Raw genomic sequence first — 21691 nt, forward strand, 5'->3', positions numbered from 1 at the left:
GTTGATAGGCCGGATATGGAAGCCCTGTGAGGGGTGGAGTTGACCGGTACTAATAGGCCGAGGGCTTGTCCTCAGTTGCTCGCGTCCACTGTGTTTGTTCTCAGGTAACGAACAGCCTGTGTCGGCTGGAACAGTTTCACTTAACTAAAAAGTGTGCTTGTTCGCTGACCCTGTTCGTACTCTGCCCCAGGGCGGAGTGTCTGAAGGGGTTTCGGTGGCCATAGCGTGAGGGAAACGCCCGGTTACATTTCGAACCCGGAAGCTAAGCCTCATAGCGCCGATGGTACTGCAAGGGGGACCTTGTGGGAGAGTAGGTCGTCGCCGAACAATCTTTGAAGGACCTCTGGTCCCGGCGTTCACGCTGGGACCAGAGGTCCTTTTTTGTTTTCCCCGCACACCCTGAAGCACGATTCGAATACTTGGCCCGAGCGCGGCGCAACGCCGGCCGCGCGAGAATGGCCGCAGTACCTGAGACGAGGAGTCACCGATGTCCCCCAACCCTTCCGACGAGCGACCGGACCGCGGGCCTCGCGGCCGCGAGGGCGGCGACCGGGGCGGATATCGCAGCGCCCCTCGTCGTGACAACGAGCGACGCGACAGCGACCGTGGAAGCCACGGCCGCCGCGACGACCGCCCCCCGTTCCGTCGTGACGACCGAGGCAGCGAGCGCCGTGACGACCGCGGTGGGGACCGTGGTGGCTTCCGTGGCCGTGACGACCGTGGCGGCGACCGCCCCCCGTTCCGCCGTGACGACCGAGGCAATGACCGCCCGGCACCCCGCCGCGACGACCGAGGCGGAGACCGCCCCTCGTTCCGCCGTGACGACCGGGGAAGCGACCGCCCGGCACCCCGCCGCGACGACCGTGGTGGCTTCCGTGGCCGCGATGACCGTGGCGGCGACCGCCCCCCGTTCCGCCGTGACGACCGAGGCAATGACCGCCCGGCACCCCGCCGCGACGACCGTGGTGGCGATCGCCCCTCATTCCGTCGTGACGACCGGGGTGGCGAGCGCCGTGACGACCGCGGTGGGGACCGTGGTGGCTTCCGTGGCCGTGACGACCGTGGCGGCGACCGCCCTCCGTTCCGCCGTGACGACCGAGGCAATGACCGCCCGGCACCCCGCCGCGACGACCGAGGCGGAGACCGCCCCTCCTTCCGCCGTGACGACCGGGGAAGCGACCGCCCGGCACCCCGCCGCGACGACCGTGGTGGCTTCCGTGGCCGCGACGACCGTGGCGGCGACCGCCCCTCCTTCCGTCGTGACGACCGCGGACGCGATGACCGACGTGACGGAGGCCGGCCGCCGGTCCGTCGTGATGACCGGGGACGTGACGACCGTGGTGGGGACCGCCCGGCCTTCCGCCGTGACGACCGCCGTGACGACCGTGGGGGTGACCGTCCCCCGTTCCGTCGTGACGACCGTGGCGGAGACCGCCCGGCCTTCCGCCGCGACGAGCGCCGTGACGACCGTGGTGGTGAGCGCGGTGGGGACCGGGGCGGCTTCCGTGGGCGCGACGACCGTGGTGGCGACCGCCCCTCGTTCCGCCGTGACGACCGAGGACGCGACGACCGAGGCGGAGACCGTCCCCCGTTCCGCCGTGACGACCGCGGTGGTGAACGCCGCGACGATCGAGGTGGCTTCCGCGGGCGCGACGACCGTGGTGGGCCGCGTCGGGACGACCGGCGTGGCGGGCCCGCAGCAGGCCGTTCCGGCGGCTTCCGTGACCGCGACGACCGGGGTGGGCCGCGCCGCGACGACCGCCGGGACGACCGTGGTGGCTACCGGGGCGATCGCGATCGCGAGCCCATCAAGCGGCTCCCGATCCCCGACGAGGTCACCGGCTTCGAGATCGACCCGTCCGTGCGTCAGGAGCTGATGAGCCTGCCGAAGACGCTCGCCGACGATGTCGCGCGCAACCTCGTCATGGTCGCCCAGCTCATCGACGAGGACCCCGAGAAGGCCTACGCCTACTCGCGGATCGCGCTGCGCCTCGCCTCGCGCGTCGCCGCCGTCCGCGAGGCCGCCGGCTTCGCCGCGTACGCCGTGCAGAAGTTCAACGAGGCGCTCGCCGAGTTCCGTGCCGCCCGGCGGATGACCGGCGGGGTCGACCTGTGGCCGATCATGGCCGACTGCGAACGCGGACTCGGACGCCCCGAGAAGGCCCTCGACATGGCGGGAGCCCCCGAGGTCCACAAGCTGGACAAGGCCGGACAGGTCGAGATGCGGCTCGTCGCCGCCGGAGCCCGCCGCGACCTCGGCCAGCTCGACGCGGCCATCGTCACGCTGCAGAGCCCCGAACTGGCCTCGCACGCCGTCCACCCGTGGACCGCGCGACTGCGCTACGCCTACGCCGACGCGCTGCTCGCCGCCGAACGCACCGACGAGGCCCGCGAGTGGTTCGCCAAGGCCGTCGAGTCCGACAAGGACGGCAGCACCGACGCCTCCGACCGGCTCGCCGAGCTCGACGGCATCGAGTTCGTCGACGCGCTGGCCGAGGACGAGGCCGACGACGCGGAGGACGTGAACGAGGCCGAGGCCACCGAGCCCGCAGCCACGATCGCCCCCACGGCGCCGGAAGCCGAAGAGGCGGAAGAGGCCGAAGAGCCAGACGAGTTGCACGAGAAGACGGACGAGAAGACGGACGAGGAGGCAGACGCCGCGCCGGTCGCCGCCGACGCCAGCCGTGAGGACGTCGCCGACGAGGGCAACGCCGACGAGGACGCTCCCGGCGGGGCACCGGCCCCGTCCACCCGGCCGTTCGAGTCTCCCGCCGAGTAGTCGCTCCGGAGGCCGAGGCGCTCGCGCCGGCACGTGACACGACAGGAGGCGGTGGTCCATCCCCACGGGGACGGGCCACCGCCTCCTTCGTCATGTCCGGCCCCCGGACGGGGACGCGCTCAGAGATCCAGGTCGCGCAGGACCAGGCCCGTCGCCGGCTTCGGGCCGAAGGACGTGGACTTGCGTGGCATCCGTACACCGGCACCCGCCAGGTCACGGACCACGGACTCCGCGACCGGGTGCATCAGCACCGCCGTACTGTCCGTGCGGACGGCCTGTTCCACGGCCGCGTCCGCCTCGTGCAGGTAGGCGATCCGCTCGGAACTGTCCGGCAGGGACCACACCTCGGCGATCAGGGCCGAGTGCAGCACCGTCGCGTCCAGCGAACGCCAGGCCGGCGGACGGTCGGAGGGCACCGTCCGGGCCAGCAGCGCCGGGGCCGGACGGTCCACGAGGTGGAACCGGCCGTCGCCCGCCAGCAGGAACGCGTTGCCCCCGGCCGCGGCCCCGGCCAGTGCCCGCTCGGCCTCCGCCAAGGGGCCCGGCACCTCGCGCACCCGGAAGGTGTCGCCCAGCAGCCGCAGCGCCCGGCCCACCGGCAGTCCGCGCAGCAGCCGGTGGATCGCCCGCACCCGCAGGGGATGCCGCACCGTGTCGACGAGCAGGACCAGGCCGTAGTCCCACGGGCTCGGCGAGGGACGGCCTTCGCGCAGCCGCAGGTACGTCGCCCAGCGGTGGTGGCCGTCCGCGATGAGCGCCTGCCGGTGGGAGAGGTCCGCGCGGACCTCCGCGATGTCCTCCGGGTCGCGCACCGCCCACAGACGATGGGCGAAACCGTCCTCCGTGACCGTGGCCAGCAGCGGCGGCGTGGCCGCCACCGACTCCACGACGGCCGCCGTGCCCGCAGCGGGCACTTCCTCCGCACCCGGCTCGTCACCCCGGTACGTGAGCAGCAGGGGCTCCAGGTTGGCCGCGGTCGCGCGCATCAGGTCGGCGCGGTCCGCCACGACGTCCTGTATGACGTCCTCGTGCGGCAGGACGACACCCTCGGACGGCTCCGACAGGCGCAGCGCCCCGATCACCCCGCGCTGCAGCAGATCGCCCCGCCGCTGCTCGTAGACGTACAGCGCCGGCGTCCCGTCCGCGGCCAGGACCCCCTCGGCGAGCCAGCCGCGCAAGGTGTCCGCGGCGTGCCGGTGACGCAGCTCCGCACTCTCGCCCTGCGGCAGGATCACCCGGACGATGTTGTGCGGATCGGCGCTCTCCAGGTGCAGCAGCCCGTCCGGGCGCACCACCACGTCGTACGGCGGCGACGTCACCGCCGCCAGGCTGCCGACCCGCTCGGGGACGTACCGCACGCCCCGGAACGGGACCAGGTCCAGCCCGCTCTTCCCGGGACCCGCAGAGTTCATCCGTGCATCGTATGTGGGAATCCGACATGAGCGATGATCGGGGGAGACCCACCCAACGAGGAGCGATGCGGCATGACCCAGTCCGTGCGGACCACGACCGGAACGAGCGAGAAGCCGCTCAGCGAGGCCTACGACACAGCGCTGCTCGACCTGGACGGAGTGGTCTACGCCGGCGGGGAGGCCATCGACCACGCCGTCGACTCCCTCACCGCCGCCCGCGACGGCGGTATGCACCTCGCCTACGTCACCAACAACGCGCTGCGGCCCCCCGAGGCCGTCGCCGCCCACCTCACCGAACTCGGGGTGCCCGCGCACCCCGCCGACGTCATCACGTCCGCGCAGGCCGTCGCCCGGATCATCGCCGAGGAACTGCCCGACGGGGCGAAGGTCCTGCTCATCGGTGGGGAGGGGCTGCGGCTCGCACTGGAGGAACGCGGGCTCGTACCGGTGGAGTCCGCCGACGACGCGCCCCTCGCCGTCGCCCAGGGCTACGGCGGTCCCGACCTGCCCTGGTCCCGGCTGGCCGAGGCCGGGTACGCCGTCGCCCGCGGGGTGCCGTGGTTCGCGTCCAACACCGACCTCACCATCCCCAGCGGACGCGGCATCGCCCCCGGCAACGGGGCGGCCGTCGAGGTGGTCCGCATCGCGACCGGCGGCGCCGAACCCCGCGTCGCCGGCAAGCCGAAGCCCCCCATGCACCGCGAGACGATCCTGCGCACCGGCGCCAGGCGGCCCCTCGTCGTAGGAGACCGGCTCGACACCGACATCGAGGGGGCCCACGAGGGCGGCGTCGACTCGCTCCTCGTCCTCACCGGGGTCGCGGGCGTGGAGGAACTGCTGCGCGCCGTGCCCGAGCACCGGCCCACGTACGTCGGCCAGGACCTGCGGGACCTGCTGACCGCCCAGCCCGAGGTCCACGCCGAGGGGGAACGCTTCTCCTGCGGAGGCTGGACGGCCTCCCGCACGTCCTCCGGGGCCCTCGCGCTCGACGGCGCGGGCGCGCGCACCGACGGGGTGCGCGCCCTGTGCGCGGCCGCCTGGACGGCCGCGGGCCGGCACGCCTTCGAGGGGGAGACGGACGCGGCACGCCGCGCCCTGGGGCGGTAGGCGGGCCGCGGCCTCAGCGCCTCACAGCAGGGAGCGCAGGCGCAGCAGGTCGCGGAACGGGGCCTCCAGCCGGACCCGGCCCGAGGCCCAGGCGCGGGCGAAGTCCAGCTCGCCGGCGACCAGGGCGAGGAGGTCCTCGCCCGACAGGGTGAAGCGGATCGCGGCCCGCTGCTCGGGCCGGCCGCGCACCGTGTCGTGGACGGTGAGCGTGCCGCCGGACAGCCGGCCCAGGAACGTCGTGTCCAGGTCCGTGATCCGGCAGCTGAGCGAGCGGTCCGGGGCGGCGGCGTTCTTCGCCGCGCCCTCGGCGGCCGCGAGTCTCTCCGCGAGCCGGTCGAGTGCGGCGCGGCACTCCTCGACGGTGGCCATGGTGACCGACGTTACACCGGCCTTCCGCGATAGCGTCGCGCCATGGACGACTCGACGCGGCCCCGCCCGGCCGAAGCCACGGCGCCCCCCGGGGAGGCCCGGCGGCCGGGCGCCGCCCCGCTCGGCCTCGACCGCGGCCCCACCGGGGACACCGCGGTGGACGCCGCGCTCGACCGGCTCGGCGCCGTGGACCACCTCGCCACCGACGGGCACATGGAGGTGTACGAGGATGTACACCGGGGACTGCGGGAGGCGCTGAGCGCGCTCGACGCCACCCAGGGGCCGCCGGCCCCCGCACCGCCCGGCCGGGGCCCCGTTCCCGGCTGATCTTCCGTACGAGCACAGGAGCTGAACCGACCGTGGCAGGAGTGGCCCGCAACCGCCTCGACGCGGAGCTGGTACGCCGCAAACTCGCGCGTTCCCGGGAACACGCGAGCCAGCTGATCGCGGCCGGACGCGTGAGCGTCGGCGGAGCGCTCGCCGTGAAACCCGCGACCCAGGTGGAGAAGAGCGCCCCCGTCGTGGTCAAGGCCGACGACGACGATCCCGACTACGTCTCCCGCGGCGGGCACAAGCTCGCCGGGGCGCTCGCCGCCTTCGGGCCGCGCGGGCTGCGCGTCGAAGGGCGCCGCGCCCTCGACGCGGGCGCCTCCACCGGCGGGTTCACCGACGTCCTGCTGCGGGCCGGGGCCGCGCAGGTCGTCGCCGTCGACGTCGGCTACGGACAGCTCGCCTGGTCCCTGCAGAGCGACGAACGGGTCGTGGTCAAGGACCGCACCAACGTGCGTGAACTCAGCCTCGACGCGATCGACGGCCGGCCCGTCGACCTCGTCGTCGGCGACCTGTCCTTCATCCCGCTCGGACTGGTCCTGCCCGCCCTGGTGCGCTGCGCCGCCCCCGACGCCGACCTCGTCCTCATGGTGAAACCCCAGTTCGAGGTGGGCCGGGAACGCCTCGGCAGCGGCGGCGTCGTGCGCAGCACCCAGCTGCGGGCCGAGGCCGTGCGCACCGTCGCCGGGCAGGCCGCCGCACTCGGCCTCGGGGTCCTCGGCGTCACCGCGAGCCCCCTGCCCGGGCCCTCGGGCAACGTCGAGTACTTTCTGTGGCTGCGCGCCGGGGCACCCCCGCTCGACCCGGCGGACGTCGACCGAGCGGTAGCGGAGGGACCCCGATGAAGCACACCAGCCCGGGTACGGAGGGCACAGCCTCCGGCCGGCGCACCGTCTTCCTGCTCGCCCACACCGGGCGGCCCGCCGCCATCCGCAGCGCCGAACTCGTCGTCCAGGGCCTCCTGCGCTGCGACCTCGCCGTCCGCGTGCTGGAGGAGGAGGCGGCCGATCTGCCGCTGCCCGCCAAACCCCACGTCGAACTCGTCCAGGAGGCGACCCCGGACGCCCTCGTCGGCTGCGAACTGCTCATCGTCCTCGGCGGCGACGGGACCCTGCTGCGCGGGGCGGAACTCTCCCGCGCCTCCGGGGTGCCGATGCTCGGCGTCAACCTCGGCCGGGTCGGCTTCCTCGCCGAAGCCGAACGCGACGACCTCGACAAGGTCGTGGACCGCGTCGTACGCCGCTCCTACGACGTCGAGGAACGCATGACCCTCGATGTGCTCGTGCACAGCGACGGGGACGTCGTGCACACCGACTGGGCGCTCAACGAGGCCGCCGTGCAGAAGATCTCCCCCGAGAGGATGCTGGAGGTCGTCCTGGAGATCGACGGGCGGCCCGTGACCGGATTCGGCTGCGACGGCATCGTGTGCGCGACCCCGACCGGCTCCACCGCGTACGCCTTCTCGGCCGGCGGGCCCGTCGTCTGGCCCGAGGTCGAGGCGCTGCTCATGGTGCCGATCAGCGCCCACGCCCTGTTCGCGAAACCCCTCGTGACCTCGCCCTCCTCAGTGCTCGCCGTCGAGATCCAGCCCGGTACGCCCAGCGGCGTCCTGTGGTGCGACGGGCGCCGCACCGTGCCGCTGCCCTCGGGCGCGCGCGTCGAGGTGCGCCGGGGCGCCGTACCCGTGCGGCTGGCCCGCCTCCACCACGCCTCGTTCACCGACCGGCTGGTCGCGAAATTCGCCCTGCCGGTGGCCGGCTGGCGGGGCGCCCCGGGCTGAGCCGTCAACTCCGGACGGGGTGACGTCGCGGACGGGCCGGGAAACCTCGTATGGTCATGTGCGTGTTGGAGGAGATGCGGATACGGTCGCTCGGCGTCATCGAGGACGCGGTGGTGGAGCTGTCACCCGGCTTCACGGCCGTCACCGGTGAGACGGGCGCCGGCAAGACGATGGTGGTCACGAGCCTCGGGCTGCTGCTCGGCGGGCGCGCCGACGCCGCCCTGGTGCGGATCGGCGCGAAGTCGGCGGTGGTCGAGGGGCGCATCACGGTGCGCCCCGACGCCCCCGTCGCCCGGCGCGCCGAGGAGGCGGGCGCCGAGCTGGACGAGGGCGCCCTCCTCATCAGCCGGACCGTGTCCGCCGAGGGCCGCTCCCGCGCCCACCTCGGCGGACGCTCGGTGCCCGTCGGGCTGCTCGGTGAACTCGCCGAGGACCTCGTCGCCGTGCACGGCCAGACCGACCAGCAGGGCCTGCTCAAAGCGGCGCGGCAGCGCCAGGCCCTCGACCGGTACGCGGGCGACGCGGTCTCCGCGCCGCTCGACAAGTACCGCGCCGCCTACCGCAGGCTGCGGGCCGTCGTCGCCCAGCTCGACGAGCTGACCACCCGCGCGAGGGAACGCGCCCAGGAGGCCGACCTGCTGCGGTTCGGGCTGGAGGAGATCGCCGCCGTCGAACCCCTCGCCGGGGAGGACGCCGAACTGTCCGCCGAGGCCGAACGGCTCGGCAACGCCGAAGCCCTCGCCTCGGCCGCCGCCGCCGGGCACGCCGCGCTCGCCGGGAACCCCGAGGATCCCGAGGGCGTCGACGCCACCACTCTCGTCGGCGGCGCCCAGCGCGCCCTGGAATCGGCCGGCGCCCACGATCCGGCGCTCGCCGCCCTCGCGGGGCGCCTGGGCGAGGTCGGCATCCTGCTGTCCGACGTCGCCGGGGAACTCGCCGGATACGCCGACGACCTCGACGCCGACCCGCTGCGGCTGGCCGCCGTCGAGGAACGCCGGGCCGCGCTCGCCGCGCTCACCCGCAAGTACGGGGCCGACGTCGACGCCGTACTGGAGTGGGCGCGCGAGGGCGCCGAACGCCTCGGCGAACTGGAGGGGGACGACGAGCGGATCGGGGAACTCGCCGCGGAACGCGAGACCCTCGGCTCCGAACTCGCCTTCCTGGCCGCCGAACTGACCGCCGCGCGCACCGAGGCGGCCTCCCGTTTCGCCGAGGCCGTCACCGCCGAACTCGCCTCCCTCGCCATGCCGCACGCCCGCGTCACCATCGCGGTCGGCGCCACCGAGGTCGCCGAGGACGCCGAGGGCGTCGAGGTCGGCGGACGGCGCGTCGCCTACGGCCCTTACGGGGTGGACGAGGTGGAACTCCTGCTCGCCCCGCACCCCGGTGCCCCGCCCCGGCCCATCGCCAAGGGCGCCTCCGGCGGTGAACTCTCCCGCGTCATGCTCGCCGTCGAGGTCGTGTTCGCCGGCACCGACCCCGTACCGACCTACCTGTTCGACGAGGTCGACGCGGGCGTCGGTGGCAAGGCCGCCGTGGAGATCGGGCGCCGCCTCGCCCGCCTCGCCCGGTCCGCCCAGGTCGTCGTCGTCACCCACCTCCCCCAGGTCGCGGCCTTCGCCGACCGGCAGTTGCTCGTCGAGAAGACCAACGACGGCTCCGTCACCAGCTCCGGGGTCAAGGTGCTGGAGGGCGAGGACCGCATCCGCGAACTCTCCCGGATGCTCGCGGGACAGGAGGACTCGCAGACCGCGCGGGCACACGCCGAGGAACTGCTCGCCGCCGCGCGGGGGGACGCGGAATAGGCGGTCCGGGCGAACGTCCGGGCCGCCCGGCCCCACGGCGTCGCGGCGAACGCCCGTGCGCGGGAGGCGGGTTGACCCGTAGGCTCGCGTCGGCCCCGGTTCGCCCCGCCGTGCGGCGCGCTCCCCGCGACCTCGCGGGTTCCTGGCATCCTGGGGTGGCCCGGTCCCGCCCGCCCCAGCAGCACCGCACGTGCCCGCACCGCCGACCCAGGAGCGCCAGCAACCGTGACCAGCCAGTCGACCCCGCCGGGTCAGTCCCTGCGTACGGTGCAGGTGCTCGGCGGAGGCAGCGCGGGCAGCAGCAGCCACGTACGGTCGCTGACCGCGGGCCTCGTCGCCCGCGGCGTGCGGGTGAGCGTGTGCGCGCCCCGGGAACTCGGCCACGCCTACGACTTCGCCGGGGCCGGCGCGACACATGTCCCCGTCCCCCGCAGCAGCGACCCCGCCTCCCTCGCCGCGCTGCGCGGCGTGTGCGCGGGCGCCGACCTCGTCCACGCCCACGGACTGCACGCCGCACTGCGCGCCTCCCTGGCGCTCGGCGCCCGCCCCGTCCCGCTCGTCGTCACGTGGCACACCCGCGCCCACGCCGAAGGGGCGCGCGCCCACGTGCTGCGCCTGATGGAGCGCCGCGTCTCGCGCGCCGCGACCGTCCTGCTCGCCACCACCTCCGACCTCGTGGAGCGGGCCAGACGCCGAGGCGCCAGGGACGCCCGGCTCGCGCCGGTCGCACTTCCCGCGCCCCGCGTGCCCGGCGCGGAACCCGGGCGGCCGCCGCACAAGGCCCGTGCCGAACTCGGCGCCGTCGAGAGGCCGTTGATCATGGCGGCCGGTTCGCTCGTACGGCACCGGGGCTACGGGGTCCTGCTGGACGCCGCCCGGCACTGGCGCCTCCTCGACCCGGCGCCGCTGCTCGTCGTCGCGGGGGAGGGGCCGCTGCGCCCGGAACTCCAGTCCAGGATCGACGCGGAGGGCCTGCCCGTCCTGCTGCCCGGCAGCCGGGAGGACCTGCCCGACCTGCTCGCCGCCGCCGACGTCGCCGTGCTGCCCAGCCGCTGGGAGGCCCGCTCCCTGCTCGCTCAGGAAGCCCTGGCCCGGGGCGTCCCCCTGGTCGCCACCGCGGTCGGCGGCACCCCCGAACTCGTGGGCGAGGCGGCCGAACTGGTGCCGTACGGCGATCCCGAGGCGCTCGCCGGCCGGGTCGGCGCCCTGCTCGCCGACCCGGACCGCCGCGCCGAACTCTCCCGCCTGGGCCCCGAACGGGCGGCCGGGTGGCCGAGCGAGGACGCCACGGTCGCCCAAGTGCTCAGCGTCTACGACGAACTGACCCGGCCCCTGTCCTCGCCCTGACTCGGGCCGGTGGGTCCGGGTAGTCGGCGGGAGCGTCCGGGAGGGTCGCGAGACGACGGGCCTCGGCCAGGACCTCGGCATCGACCTGCGCCGCCGTACTGTCGCCGTATTCGAGGATGTCGTACGCGTCGTCGAGCTCGGCGAGCCGCTCGGTCAGCGGCAGCTCGTGACCGTCGCGCCGGTGCAGTCGGCGGGTGAACTCGCGCGCCGTCAGCCCGCCCGCGAGCAGGCGCCGTGCGAGCGCCCGGGTCGCCGCCTCCCGGCCCGCCGGGCTCGCGACCGGGTAGAACACGAGGCCGAGTTCGGCGAGCGCCACAGGCGGCAACTCGGGCACCTCGTAGTCCGCCTCCGAGGCCGTGCGGGCGGCCAGGACGCGCAGTCCGGGGCTGTCGAGTCCGGCGACGAGCGCGGAACAGGCGGCCGCGACGACACCGGCCGAGCGGATCTCCCCGACGCTCCACAGGGCCGCGCACTCCTGAAGCGCGGCCGCCGCCCCGGCCGTCGTCCGGTCCTCCTCACACATGCCGACGCGCCCGCAGTGCGAGGCTCAGGGTCAGGACAGTCTGCGGGTCGTCCAGGTCGGCGCCCAGCAACTCGCCCGCCCGCGCGAGCCTGTTGTAGAGGGTCTGCCGGTTCAGGTGCAGTGCGCGCGCCGTCTCCGCCTTGCGGCCCGCGTGCTCCAGGTAGGTCGTGAGCGTCGGCAGCAGCGCGGGCCGCGCCGTGCGGTCGTGCTCGATCAGCGGGCCGAGTGACCGCTCCACGAAGGCCGCGAGATCCGGCTCCTCGCGCAGGCGCCACAGCAACAGGTCGATGTCCAGGCGCCCCGCGTCGAACCACGGCCGGGGCGCGAGCCCCTGAGCGGCCCGGGCCGCCTCGGCCGCGTGCCGCAGGCCCGAGGCCGCCGCCGCCCAGTCCCCGGCCGCCCCGATCACCACGACCGGCTGCACCCCCTCGGCGCGCGGCAGACCGGCCCGCTCCACGCCCGCCCGCAGCGCGCGGGCCGCCCGCTCGGCGACCGTCCCGCGCTCCTCACGCGTCCGCAGCCCGAGCAGCAGCGGCACCCGGCCCTCCACCGGCCGCACTCCCAGCAGCGCGGGCACCCCCACCGCGCCCAGCTCCTCCAGTACCGCGCGCACCAGAACCGCCCAGCCCCCTCCCGGGGACAGGTCCCCGGCCCCGTCGGGCAGCCGCATCACGACGGGCAGCAACGGCCGGGCACCGGGCCGGAACCCCAGCACCGCCGCCTGCGCGGGCGCCTCCTCGGGGACGATCCGGCCCAGCGCGAGATCGTTGAGGAAGTCGCCCCGGCCCCGCGCCGCCAGCTCCTCGTCCTGCCTGGCCTGCATGAGCACCACCGCGAGAATGCCCGCGACCCGCTCGACCGCCAGCCGGTGCACCTCCCGCACCGCCCCCGCCACCGGAAGCAGGACGAGCCGCGCCCGCACCTCGCCCCGGGGGCCCGTGCCCGCCCCCGCCACGTCCACCAGCACCGAACCGGCGGGCGGCCCCTGCGCCCGCGCGGCCCTGCTGCCGCGCAGCTTCTCCCACACCTGCAGCGGATCGGCGCCGCGCGCCCCCTTCGCCGCCGCGTACAGCAACTGGCCCTCGGCGGTCTCCAGGAACACCGGATTGCCGCCGAAGTCCGTGAGGATCTCCAGGACCTGCGGGACCCCGCCACCGCCCAGCACCGCCGCCGTGCACCGCCGGTGCACCTCCTCGGCCTGGCGCAGCACCGCGTAGTGGCCGTTGACGATCTCGGTGTGGATCTCCTCCGTCACCGTCACGAAGGGCACCTCGCGGTGCAGTTGCACGAGCGGCAGACCGGCCGCCCGCGCCGTCTCGACGAGCACCGAGGGCAGCCGCGTGAACCGGGGCCCCAGCTCCACGACCAGCGCCGCGATCCCGCGCTCCGCGAGCCGCCGCACGAAGGCCCGCTGGTCCGCCGGGCGGCTGCCGAGCCCGAGCCCGGTCGTCAGCAGCAGCTCACCGCCCTTGAGCAGCGAGGCGATGTTCGGCACCTCGCCGGCGTGCACCCAGCGCACCGTACGGCCCAGCCGGTCCCCGCAGGCCACGACCTCCGGCAGGCCCCCGCGCAGCCCCGGCAACTCCAGCGCGCGCCGCACCGTGATGCCGCCCCGCGCCCGCGCGCCCGGCGCCCCGGCCTCGTCCGCGCCGCTTTCGCCGTCCTCGCCGTTCCCCATCACGCCGTTCACGCACGGAAGCTACCGCGCGGCCGTACCGCGCGTCACCTGCGAAGAGGGCGGCACCCGCACCGGGTGCCGCCCTCCTGACCACGCTGCGGGAACTGTAGGTTCCGGCGAGCCGTGTCCTCTGGAGCTGCAGTGACCTGCACTTTCAGGCCGGATTCCGCGGTCGTGCCAGTGACACAGTCCCGCTTTCGTGTCATTTTCCTCAGCGAACGGAAGAGCCAACGGCCGCTCACTGATGGCGGCTCCAGTCGGCGGACCTCGGCCCGTGACGCCGCAGCCGCTGGTCATTGACCTGAACCTCTAGATGAGGCCACTGTGGCCAGGCGCGAAAGATCGGCATCCTCCGGCAGGGGCACCGAACCCAGCGACTCGTCCGGCTTGAAATGGGCCGGCGTCCCGGTCGTGCCATCGACCTCGACGGGTTCAAGGTCACTGACGGGAACGCCGTGTTCGTAGCGCTGGGTCCAGGCCCCATTGAGGCGACGGTTGGTGTGGACTAGGGCGTGTCCTGTAGGTCGGCACGCAGCCATAACACGATGGCGGCGATGATGATTTCTGAGCGGTAGTAGGTGACGCGTTTGGCGTGGCGGGTGGCGATCGCGCGGAACTGTTTGAGTCGATTGAAGCAGCGCTCGACGACGTTGCGGCCGGTGTAGCGCTCGGGATCGAAGGCGGGTGGGCGTCCGCCGCGGGAGCCCTTGGCGTTGCGGCGGGCGATCTGGTCGCTGCGTTCCGGGCTGGTGAGCGCGATCCCGCGAGCTCAACAATCGACCGGCTCCGCTGATCGACATCCACGCCGTTTGAACAGAGTCCCGATTTCACCCACCTCGCCAGACCGCGCGGGGTTACACCGAGTGACCGGCCTCGAACGTCGAAACGATGCCGCCGACCGCAGATCGGCAGGTCCGATCTGTCCGAGCGTCGGTGCCGTTCCCATTCCCGGCTTCCCGGCGTCGTGCGCGCATAACGCTGGGCTGACCGGCAAAAGAGACACTCATTCATGCGATCACGAAAACCACGCGCGATCCTCGCTGCCGCGTTCTTTGCGGCGGTGACTGCGGTGGTGCTCACCAGACGTTACCGGCCGGCGCTCAAGATGACGGGGCTTCGCAACCGGTACCCGGCCGGCGGTTATGGGTGTCGGCAGGCCGGCCGTCACAGCCGCGTCCACCAGCGGACTCCAGTTGACCGCCAACGAGCGTGAACACATCTCGAAGTCCATCGCGGCGGTTACCACCGATTCCGATATCGGAGCTGCGCTCACCGTTCGGCCGTCGGTCGCCGGCGCGACTGATCCGTCCACCGCGTGCACCAGAGCCTGGTAGAGCAGATGCGGGCCGGCGCCGCTGTAACCCCCCGCCGAACACCGTGCCTGAGCAGAAGTGTCGCCGTTATCATTGACCGGTGACCGGCAACCTTGAGTCGTTCCAGGACGAGCTGGCCGCCAGCGGGTTTCCGCCGCTGGTCAACAAGCTGGCCGGGGCCGGCTTCCGGGGCGGGATCGCCACCCGTGACCTCGGGCCGCTGCGGCTGGTCTCCCTCGACACGCCCGAGAGCGCCTGCATCGGGCGGGAGCGCGACGCCTCCGACGGCGAGAACCTGGCGGTCAAGGTGATGACCCGGGGCCGGACGCGGATCGAGCAAGGGCGCGGCGACGCCGAACTCGGGCCGACCGACCTGGTACTGCTCGATCCCACGCGTACGCTCCGGTTCGAGAGCACCGCCTCGGCGCACGTCACCATCCTGGTTCCGCGCCGGGAGCTTCGGATCCGGCCCGCGCAGATCGACCGGCTCATCGGCGTACGCATCGACGGCAGCCATGGCCCGGGCGCTCTCGTCTCCGTGCTGGCCCGGCAGTCGGCGTGGTCGGCGACCGAGTTCCGCGAGGCGGAGGCGCTGCGGTCGGCGGCGGCCGTCGTCGAGCTGATCGCGGTCGCACTGGAGGCCCGGCTCGGCGACGAACAACCGGCCGCGGACGAGTGGCTGCGGAGCCGGATCGCCGGCTACATCGAGACCCGGCTGGCCGATCCCGATCTGTCCCCGCCTGGCATCGCCGCCACCCACAACATATCCGTACGCCGGCTGCACAAGCTGTTCGAGGACCAGCCGCTCACCGTCGCGGCCCTGATCCGCCGTCGCCGCCTGGAGCGCTGCCGGGCCGAGCTGACCGGAAGCGGACGTACGGTCACCGCCGTGGCCGCCCGGTGGGGATTCTCCGATCCCACCCATTTCAGCAAGCTCTTCAAGGCGACGTACGGCTACAACGCCCGTGCACTGGTAACCAGCAACCGTGCACAGACGACCAAGACGCGCACAGCCGGCCCGGACAAGGATGGTGGTGACCAAGACAGGCAATAGCAAGAGGAGAAGTCGTGGCGAAGGTAAACATCGTCCGCCCCGGTGAGGGCGAGATCCTCGGCAGCGGGGCGCAGCAGATCCGCATCCTGGAGAACGGCGAGCACACCGACCACCGGCTGGGGTTCGCCGAGGTCACCATTCCGCCGGGCACCCCGAGCCCGTTGCAGCATCGCCACGCCCAGCATGACGAGGGCTTCTACGTGCTGGCGGGAACTTTCCGGTTCACCGTCGGCGAGGACCAATACGACGCAGGGCCGGGCACCTGGGTCATCGTGCCGACCGGGGCGCCGCACACGTTCGCCAACGTCGGCGACGAGAACGCGGTCATGCTGAACACCTTCACGCCGGACCTGTATGTGCAGTACTTCCGCGACTTCAAGGCCATGATCGATTCCGGGCAGCCGGTCAACGCCGAGACCATGCAACCGCTCTGGAAGAACTACGCCACCGAGATCTCGAACGAATACGCCTCGTGAAGCGCCTTCAATACGACCGCTACGGCGGCCCGGAGGTGATGCGGCTCGCTGAGTTCGAGCCACCACGCCCGGGTCCGGATGAGGTTCTCGTCCGCGTCCGAGCGGCGGCTTCCAACGCGCTGGACTGGAAGATGCGCAACGGCGAGATGAAGCTGATGACCGGCCGCGCCTTTCCCCGGGCGATGGGGCACGACTTCGCCGGAGTCGTCGAGGCGGTCGGCGCCGGCGTCACCCGCCTGAAGGCCGGCGACGCGGTACTCGGCCGGGCTCGGTTCCGGCAGGCGGGGGCGTTCGCCGAGATGGTGACGGCTCCGGAGAAGGCGGTCGTGCTCAAACCGGTGGACCTTTCGTACGAGCAGGCAGCCGCCCTGCCGACCGTGGGCGTGACCGCCTACCAGGCCACGGCGGAAATCCGGCCCGGGCAGGCGGTCTTCGTCAACGGGTACCTGGGCGGGGTGGGCCGGGCCGCCGCCCAGTTCGCCCAGGCGCGGGGAGCCTCGGTCGCCGGCAGCTGCCGCAACCCTGCGGCCGACGAGGCCCACGAGCTCGGCGTCGAGCCGGTCGTGGGTTTCGGCTTCGACCCGGCCGCCCTCGCGGAACGGTTCGATCTCGTCCTCGACACGCCCGGCATGCTTCCCTTCGCCGCGGCCCGAACGCTGCTGAAGCCCGGCGGAACCATCGTCGACATTGTCCCAACCCCGGCCAAAACGATCAGAAGCGCACTGCCCGGTCCGTTCCGGGCGATGATGGGCCGACCGGTGACCGCCGACCTGGAGGAGGTGGCCCGGACCCTGCGCCTGCCCATCGCCCGTACGGTCCCGTTGGCCGAGGCGATTCCCGCCCTGACGGAGCTGGAGCGCGAGCAGCGCCCGAAGGGCGGCAAACTGGTCATCGCCATGGCCGGAAGCTGAGCCGGGCCGAGCTAGGGCGTGTCCTGTAGGTCGGCACGCAGCCATCCTTGGTTCCGTGGCCCCGTGGCGTGGATCGCAGCGGCTACGGCTTCACCGATCTGGGTCAGTTTCATCGGTGATGCCGTGGTTGTACGAGTGAGAAGTGGGTGTCCGATCTCGCGACGCAGTCTTCCAACTCTCGTGATCAGGGCCGTGTGGTGGGTTCCGAGTGCTTCGGCGGCTTCCTTGAGCGTCCGATAGCGGGACACTGCGGCAAACTCGCGGAGGCGGTCCCATGCGCCGGGCCCCGTGAAGGCAGGACGGAGGATTTCCGGTGCCTCTCTGGCCTGAGCGGCCAACTGCGCAAGTTCGGGGCGGGTGTGTCCGTTCACCTTGGTCACGGGGATGCCGTGCAGCTTGGCCCTTCGGGTCATGGTCGTGGGGCAGACGGCATTTTCTCACGCCCGCTTCGGAAGTCATGATGGCCGGGCAGTGATCCGCTGACGAGCTGAGTCCCAGACCTCCTCGAACTCCTCGGAAGTCAGCTGCTCCGGATCATGGCCTTCCCACTCCGAGACGGGCAGTTCTGCTGTGATCCCGAACCTGCTGTCGTACTCGTCGAGGCGGCCTGCGTCGTAGGCCCGCTGCCATTCCGCGAGGGAGGCTGCTGCGACCGGGGTCAGCGCAGGCCCTTCGAGCTCGATCTGCCGGGTCACCCAGCCTTCGGTGCCGACCTCGAAGTAGAACCAGATGTCTTCCTCGTCCCCATGGCAGCGCATCCATGTCGTCACCAGCCCATGATGGCGGAGCCCTCTGGCTACTCGTCGAGTCGATGTCAGAGCCGTGTTGGAGGATCACGCCATGCTGATTGCAACTGACGAGGCGGGGTGCGTGGTGAAGAAGCCCACGAAACCGGCGATAGGCAGGATGCTGGCCAACCTCCAGCGCGGGAACGCGCACCTGGTCCTGGAACGCGTGGAGGAGGGTATGGAGGGTAGCTGGTATGTCCAGGTACTGCTGCGCGACGACAACACGTACCAACTCGAATTCCGGGACGGCTGGCGGCCGAGCACTATCAGACTCGGACCATCTTCCAGGAGAAGGTGCAGACCGCCATGCTCGGCTGGGCAGCCAACAAGGCGGACTGGAAGAACGGCTTCATGTGGAACAACATCGGCTCGCAGTTCTGCGGACAGGACGGAATCAAGCGCGCGGTAGCCGAAGTCGGCGGCGGTCCCGCGGAAGCGTCCTGGGTGGCCGTAGTACTCAAGAATGGACCGGTTGAAGTCCCGCATTCCTGTATTGCTGGTCAGTCCGACACGGCAGACGGGCCACCGCTCATGTCCCTCGTCGGTGTACTTGCCTTCTTCCTGGAGGATGCGACGGTGGAGTTTCCGGGCGAAAGCGAGCACGGCTGTGGTCTTGCCCAGCCCGGGAAAGGCGTCGAGTGCGATACCGCCCTTGACCTTGTCGCTGTCCTGGTCGTTGCTGTCGAAGATGTCCGAGAGATCTTCGTGCAGCTCTTCCATCTGCGGTGTCACCAGCGGGCCGAGATTCGCATGCCACTTTCGGCGCCCGCGGTTGTATTCGGCAAGGGCCGCCTCTCCCAGCGACTTCAACTGCCGACGGGACAGAGGTTCCGGACGTGGCCGGGCGGTGCGTCTGCCAGGCGTCCGAAGCCCTCCTTGCGGGACAGCGTGAGGTGGTCCAGTCGCGAGCGCAGATCGGCTTCCTCGCCCTGGGCCCGGGGCCGCTTACTCGTCGTCATCGATGTCCTTCAGGGCGGTGGCGTAGAAGTCGAGTTCCTCTTCCAGTTCCTCCAGGCCGTCGGCGTCGTCATCGCCCGCCTCCGGCTCCCGGTCCTGGACGGTCTCGATCGGCGGAGGGGCCAGTTGCTCGGGTAGGGACAGCACGAGGGCGACCGACGGCAGCGACCGCACGTCGTCGGCCGGCGTTCCTGGGAGGTCCAGGGCCGTCTGTTCACGGGAGAGCCGCAGCGCCATCCGCCGTTCGACCAGGGATGTTCCCAGGCCGAGGTTCCATCGCTTCAGCAGCAGGGCGATGGCGAGCCGGTCGTCGGGGTAGGTGTGTTCCTTCGCGGCCAGGCGCCGGGCGAACTGCAGAGCCTCCTCGCTCAGCGGCATGTTCAGGCTGGGGGCGTGCTCCCACTGCAGGGTGTGCCAGACGCGTTCGTGGTCACGGAAGTGGATCCGGGTGACGTCGTCGGGGTCGGCGAAGAACGGCAGCCGCCGCTTGTCCAGATCGATGTCGGAACCGGCCATGTCCCGCAGCCCATCGAGGCAGCCGCCGTTGTAGCGGCGGCCGTTGATCTCGACGCCGTAGTGCTGGACGGTCCGCATCGTGACGTCGAGGAACTCGTAGGCCAGATGCGGGTCGCGAGGCACCTCGATGTAGCCCGCCCGCGCGAGGCCGTGCTCGAACATCGCCGCCGGCGACAACTCCACCTTCGGCAGATGCGGGTCGAGCAGGCCCTCGTGTGGCCTGCGGTGATACGTCACTGCGGTCCACTCGCGGATGATCGCCTCCAACTCGTGGTGAAAGAAGAAGGCGTCCTTCTCCGGGTTCAGCCCACGCGAGTGGATGTCCGGTCCCTTGTAGCCGGGCAGCCGCTGCAGCAGGTCTTCCCGCAGGGTGCGGAAGAACCGCTCCACCGGCCCCTTGTCCCGGCCCGTCCGCAGCCTCGCTGGTTGCACCGAGATCCCCATCCGGCGGCAGACGCTGGTCAGATGCGCCGACACGTAGATCTTTCCGTGGTCGACGATCAGCGTCTCCGGCGTCACCTTCGGCCCCCATACCCCGGTGACGGGCCCGTGGACGGCCTCGGCCTCCACCAGAACCCCGCGCGGAATCCCGTGCTCGGGCCAGGCGGCCTCTCTCGGCCAGCTCTCCGGAACCAACTGGGGACGGTACGCCTTAGAGAACGGCCGCGGCATCGATCGCCTTCGTCGACACCGGTGTCACCCGCAGGCCGATGATGCAGCGGGTGTACTAGTCCATCGCAACGGTCAGCCCCGCTTGCATCCACCGCAACGTCACAGGGTCGAGGGCGAACACATCGAGCCGGGTGGTGTCCATCAGCACGTACTCGCCCGGCCGCGTGGGCCGCAGCTTGCCGTAGACCTTCCGCGGGCGGTCGGCGATGTCCCGGTTGCGCTGGGTACTCAGCCGGAAGGTCGGATGGCGCCGTTCCAGCTCCTGCATCCACCGATATGCCGTCGTCCGCGGTGGCACCGGCACCTTCACCAGCTTGAACGTGGATTTGACGCGGGCCTCGACCTCTTCCAGCACCACCTTCACCGAGGGCCGCGACTCCCGCTCGTACTCCTTCAGCACCTCTACCGCGGCCTCAACCCAGCGCGGGTCGGCGTTGCCCAGCCCGCCGTCCGACTGCGCGGTCTTCGGCACCAGCCCCGCCTCGCCGAATTCGCGGAAGGCGCGGGCCCACCGGCGCACCGTGCGCTCGGTTACTCCCATCTCCACCGCCTTGGCCTCATACCGGGCCTTCAGCGGCAACCCGGCGGCGTACTGAGGGCGCGGTTCATTAGGCTGCGGAAGGTCCTCGCTGCCAGAGCGGTAGCCCGTCAGCATTTCCCGGACGTGCGCGGTCCGCTTCAGGACGTCCTTCTGCTCGTCCTTGGTCAGCCGGCTCAGCACCACCGCGGCGACGTCCTCGTCATCGGCGGCAGACGGGCCCGACCTGTCGTGGATCAGCTCGACGCGATCGGAGGTCAGCAGTTCGCGCAGCGACATCCGGGCCAGTCGGTTGCGTCCGTCCTTGAGGACGACCTCCATGCCCGTGGCCAGGCTGCGAACTCCACAACCTCGACCGTCTCGCCGTCCAGCCGGAAGTGCGTGCCGACCCCCAGCTTCGTCGCCGCCCCGCTCATGCGGCCCTCCGCAACACGTGCGCAGCGCTCAGCGGCCGGTCCAGTGCGGTCGTCACATGCCCGGACCACAACAGGTGCAGCACCGCGGACTTCACCAGCGGCTGGGGACACTCCGGCAGCAGCCGGAAGGCATCGCCCAGCGGCATCCCGTCCAGATCAGCGGTCCGCAGCGCGGCCACCAGATCAGGGTCGAACAGCCAGTCGCGGCGGTAGCCGGCCAGAAACCGGATGTTCTCCAGCACGTGAGGATCCGGCTCGCTCCACACCTCGTACTGCCACCCGCGCGACGCGACCGCCTCGCGCGTCCAGGCGAAGGTGAAGGCGACCTCCGGCTTCTGAAGCCAGCGGCGCGGCTTGACGTCCACGACCACCGGACCGTCGTCTGTCAGCAGCAGGTAGTCCGGGATGTGCTTGCGGATCTTGCCGTCAACATCGGTCTTGAGCAGGAACGGCTGGGCGACGATGTGCCGCACCTCTGGGGCGAAGTCAGCGAACAGCAGCCGCCCCAGCTCCAGCCGCGACTCGTAGATCACGTGGTCGCCCATGGTGGCCGACCAGTACGTGCCCGAATAGTGCTGCTGTCCCCTGAACCAGCGGAACGTCCGCCAGGGCCGAGCCTCCCGCAGCAGCCCGAGCGGCACCGACGACCACTCCAGGTCATCCACCACGGCCACGTCATCACGCCGGACACTCAGCCGTACCGGTGCGGCCACCGCTGTACCCATCAGACCATCAACCCCGTGCGTTCCGAGGCGACCCCACTGGCCGCCGGACGCCGAAGTCCTGCCCCTGCCGCGTACGCAGACGACGACCGGGGAGGTCCTGTACACAAAGAGGGGAACTACTCGCACACTGGGCATGAGTCCCATCCCCCTGTCCTATTGGCCACGCGGTGGACACCACCGCTGGGACGAGGACAG

The 21691-nt window shown here is 72.1% G+C and carries 22 protein-coding genes, 1 rRNA gene and 1 pseudogene; 12 read left to right on the plus strand and 12 right to left on the minus strand.

The annotated features are described in order from the left end of the window. Positions 1-210 precede the first annotated feature (210 nt). The 3 genes from rrf (at position 211) to AB0J21_RS24300 (ending at position 2779) form a co-directional block, all read left to right on the plus strand. A 5S ribosomal RNA gene (gene rrf, locus AB0J21_RS24290) occupies positions 211-327 on the plus strand. 320 nt (positions 328-647) lie between these two features. After that, positions 648-1877, plus strand: coding sequence for a hypothetical protein (locus AB0J21_RS24295; protein ID WP_363148199.1), 1230 nt, complete (start codon positions 648-650; stop codon positions 1875-1877). Then, entirely contained in the window at positions 1862-2779 is a 918-nt protein-coding gene (locus tag AB0J21_RS24300) for a tetratricopeptide repeat protein (RefSeq protein ID WP_363148200.1), read from the plus strand. Before AB0J21_RS24295 ends, AB0J21_RS24300 begins: the two co-directional genes overlap by 16 nt. Before the next feature lie 119 nt (positions 2780-2898). Here the strand turns inward: AB0J21_RS24300 and AB0J21_RS24305 are convergent, their stop codons facing one another. After that, positions 2899-4191: a DUF1015 domain-containing protein gene (locus AB0J21_RS24305; protein ID WP_363148201.1), complete on the minus strand. Its 1293-nt coding sequence runs from the start codon at positions 4189-4191 to the stop codon at positions 2899-2901. Positions 4192-4263: 72 nt separating this feature from the next. Here AB0J21_RS24305 and AB0J21_RS24310 point away from each other — a divergent pair, with 72 nt between their 5' ends. Next, the gene (locus tag AB0J21_RS24310) at positions 4264-5298 is read left to right on the plus strand and encodes an HAD hydrolase-like protein (RefSeq protein ID WP_363148202.1); all 1035 of its coding nucleotides are present in this window, start codon (positions 4264-4266) and stop codon (positions 5296-5298) included. A gap of 21 nt (positions 5299-5319) precedes the next feature. Here the strand turns inward: AB0J21_RS24310 and AB0J21_RS24315 are convergent, their stop codons facing one another. Beyond that, on the minus strand, positions 5320-5667 hold the full coding sequence (locus AB0J21_RS24315; RefSeq protein WP_363148203.1) for an alkyl sulfatase C-terminal domain-containing protein: 348 nt from the start codon (positions 5665-5667) through the stop codon (positions 5320-5322). 42 nt (positions 5668-5709) lie between these two features. Between AB0J21_RS24315 and AB0J21_RS24320 the strand changes: the two genes are divergently transcribed. The 5 genes from AB0J21_RS24320 to AB0J21_RS24340 all read left to right on the plus strand — a co-directional run bounded on the left by AB0J21_RS24320 (position 5710) and on the right by AB0J21_RS24340 (position 10929). After that, the gene (locus AB0J21_RS24320; protein ID WP_363148204.1) at positions 5710-5994 is read left to right on the plus strand and encodes a hypothetical protein; all 285 of its coding nucleotides are present in this window, start codon (positions 5710-5712) and stop codon (positions 5992-5994) included. Positions 5995-6026: 32 nt separating this feature from the next. Continuing rightward, positions 6027-6842, plus strand: a complete 816-nt coding sequence (locus tag AB0J21_RS24325) for a TlyA family RNA methyltransferase (protein WP_363148205.1) — start codon at positions 6027-6029, stop codon at positions 6840-6842. Continuing rightward, entirely contained in the window at positions 6839-7777 is a 939-nt protein-coding gene (locus tag AB0J21_RS24330; protein ID WP_363148206.1) for an NAD kinase, read from the plus strand. The genes AB0J21_RS24325 and AB0J21_RS24330 overlap by 4 nt, the downstream gene beginning before the upstream one ends. A 50-nt stretch (positions 7778-7827) precedes the next feature. After that, positions 7828-9582, plus strand: coding sequence for a DNA repair protein RecN (gene recN, locus AB0J21_RS24335; RefSeq protein ID WP_363148207.1), 1755 nt, complete (start codon positions 7828-7830; stop codon positions 9580-9582). Between the two features lie 225 nt (positions 9583-9807). Continuing rightward, positions 9808-10929: a glycosyltransferase family 4 protein gene (locus tag AB0J21_RS24340; protein WP_363148208.1), complete on the plus strand. Its 1122-nt coding sequence runs from the start codon at positions 9808-9810 to the stop codon at positions 10927-10929. On the opposite strand, the gene AB0J21_RS24345 is transcribed toward AB0J21_RS24340, so the two are convergent. From AB0J21_RS24345 to AB0J21_RS24355, 3 genes and pseudogenes are all read right to left on the minus strand, one after another. Beyond that, a complete protein-coding gene (locus AB0J21_RS24345) occupies positions 10886-11452 on the minus strand; it encodes a hypothetical protein (protein ID WP_363148209.1) in 567 nt (188 codons plus the stop codon). The genes AB0J21_RS24340 and AB0J21_RS24345 overlap by 44 nt on opposite strands. Continuing rightward, positions 11445-13130 (minus strand): PucR family transcriptional regulator, encoded by a 1686-nt coding sequence (locus tag AB0J21_RS24350; RefSeq protein ID WP_363148379.1) that lies wholly within the window; start codon positions 13128-13130, stop codon positions 11445-11447. Before AB0J21_RS24350 ends, AB0J21_RS24345 begins: the two co-directional genes overlap by 8 nt. A gap of 505 nt (positions 13131-13635) precedes the next feature. Further along, a pseudogene (locus AB0J21_RS24355) lies at positions 13636-13881 on the minus strand (IS5/IS1182 family transposase); the annotation flags it as partial. Between the two features lie 662 nt (positions 13882-14543). Between AB0J21_RS24355 and AB0J21_RS24360 the strand changes: the two are divergent. The 3 genes from AB0J21_RS24360 to AB0J21_RS24370 are packed head-to-tail and all read left to right on the plus strand — an operon-like array spanning position 14544 to position 16884. Beyond that, positions 14544-15497, plus strand: coding sequence for a helix-turn-helix domain-containing protein (locus AB0J21_RS24360; protein WP_363148210.1), 954 nt, complete (start codon positions 14544-14546; stop codon positions 15495-15497). 14 nt (positions 15498-15511) lie between these two features. Then, positions 15512-15973, plus strand: coding sequence for a cupin domain-containing protein (locus AB0J21_RS24365; protein ID WP_024494953.1), 462 nt, complete (start codon positions 15512-15514; stop codon positions 15971-15973). Beyond that, positions 15970-16884, plus strand: a complete 915-nt coding sequence (locus tag AB0J21_RS24370) for an NADP-dependent oxidoreductase (RefSeq protein WP_363148211.1) — start codon at positions 15970-15972, stop codon at positions 16882-16884. The genes AB0J21_RS24365 and AB0J21_RS24370 overlap by 4 nt, the downstream gene beginning before the upstream one ends. 11 nt (positions 16885-16895) lie before the next feature. Here AB0J21_RS24370 and AB0J21_RS24375 read toward each other — a convergent pair whose 3' ends face one another. The 7 genes from AB0J21_RS24375 to AB0J21_RS24405 all read right to left on the minus strand — a co-directional run bounded on the left by AB0J21_RS24375 (position 16896) and on the right by AB0J21_RS24405 (position 21496). Further along, complete coding sequence (locus AB0J21_RS24375; protein WP_363148212.1) at positions 16896-17297, minus strand: LysR family transcriptional regulator; 402 nt, start codon at positions 17295-17297, stop codon at positions 16896-16898. A 42-nt stretch (positions 17298-17339) separates the two neighbouring features. After that, positions 17340-17642 (minus strand): hypothetical protein, encoded by a 303-nt coding sequence (locus AB0J21_RS24380; RefSeq protein WP_363148380.1) that lies wholly within the window; start codon positions 17640-17642, stop codon positions 17340-17342. Positions 17643-17717: 75 nt separating this feature from the next. Further along, positions 17718-18482: a hypothetical protein gene (locus tag AB0J21_RS24385; RefSeq protein ID WP_363148213.1), complete on the minus strand. Its 765-nt coding sequence runs from the start codon at positions 18480-18482 to the stop codon at positions 17718-17720. Next, positions 18479-18631 (minus strand): hypothetical protein, encoded by a 153-nt coding sequence (locus tag AB0J21_RS24390; RefSeq protein WP_363148214.1) that lies wholly within the window; start codon positions 18629-18631, stop codon positions 18479-18481. Before AB0J21_RS24390 ends, AB0J21_RS24385 begins: the two co-directional genes overlap by 4 nt. Further along, positions 18618-19781, minus strand: a complete 1164-nt coding sequence (locus AB0J21_RS24395) for a hypothetical protein (RefSeq protein WP_363148215.1) — start codon at positions 19779-19781, stop codon at positions 18618-18620. The genes AB0J21_RS24390 and AB0J21_RS24395 overlap by 14 nt, the downstream gene beginning before the upstream one ends. 91 nt (positions 19782-19872) lie before the next feature. Next, complete coding sequence (locus tag AB0J21_RS24400) at positions 19873-20676, minus strand: helix-turn-helix domain-containing protein (protein WP_363148216.1); 804 nt, start codon at positions 20674-20676, stop codon at positions 19873-19875. Between the two features lie 91 nt (positions 20677-20767). After that, on the minus strand, positions 20768-21496 hold the full coding sequence (locus tag AB0J21_RS24405) for a TnsA-like heteromeric transposase endonuclease subunit (protein ID WP_363148217.1): 729 nt from the start codon (positions 21494-21496) through the stop codon (positions 20768-20770). Positions 21497-21691: the final 195 nt, after the last annotated feature.

It is taken from the genome of Streptomyces sp. NPDC049954, assembly GCF_040656295.1.
Lineage (GTDB): Bacteria > Actinomycetota > Actinomycetes > Streptomycetales > Streptomycetaceae > Streptomyces.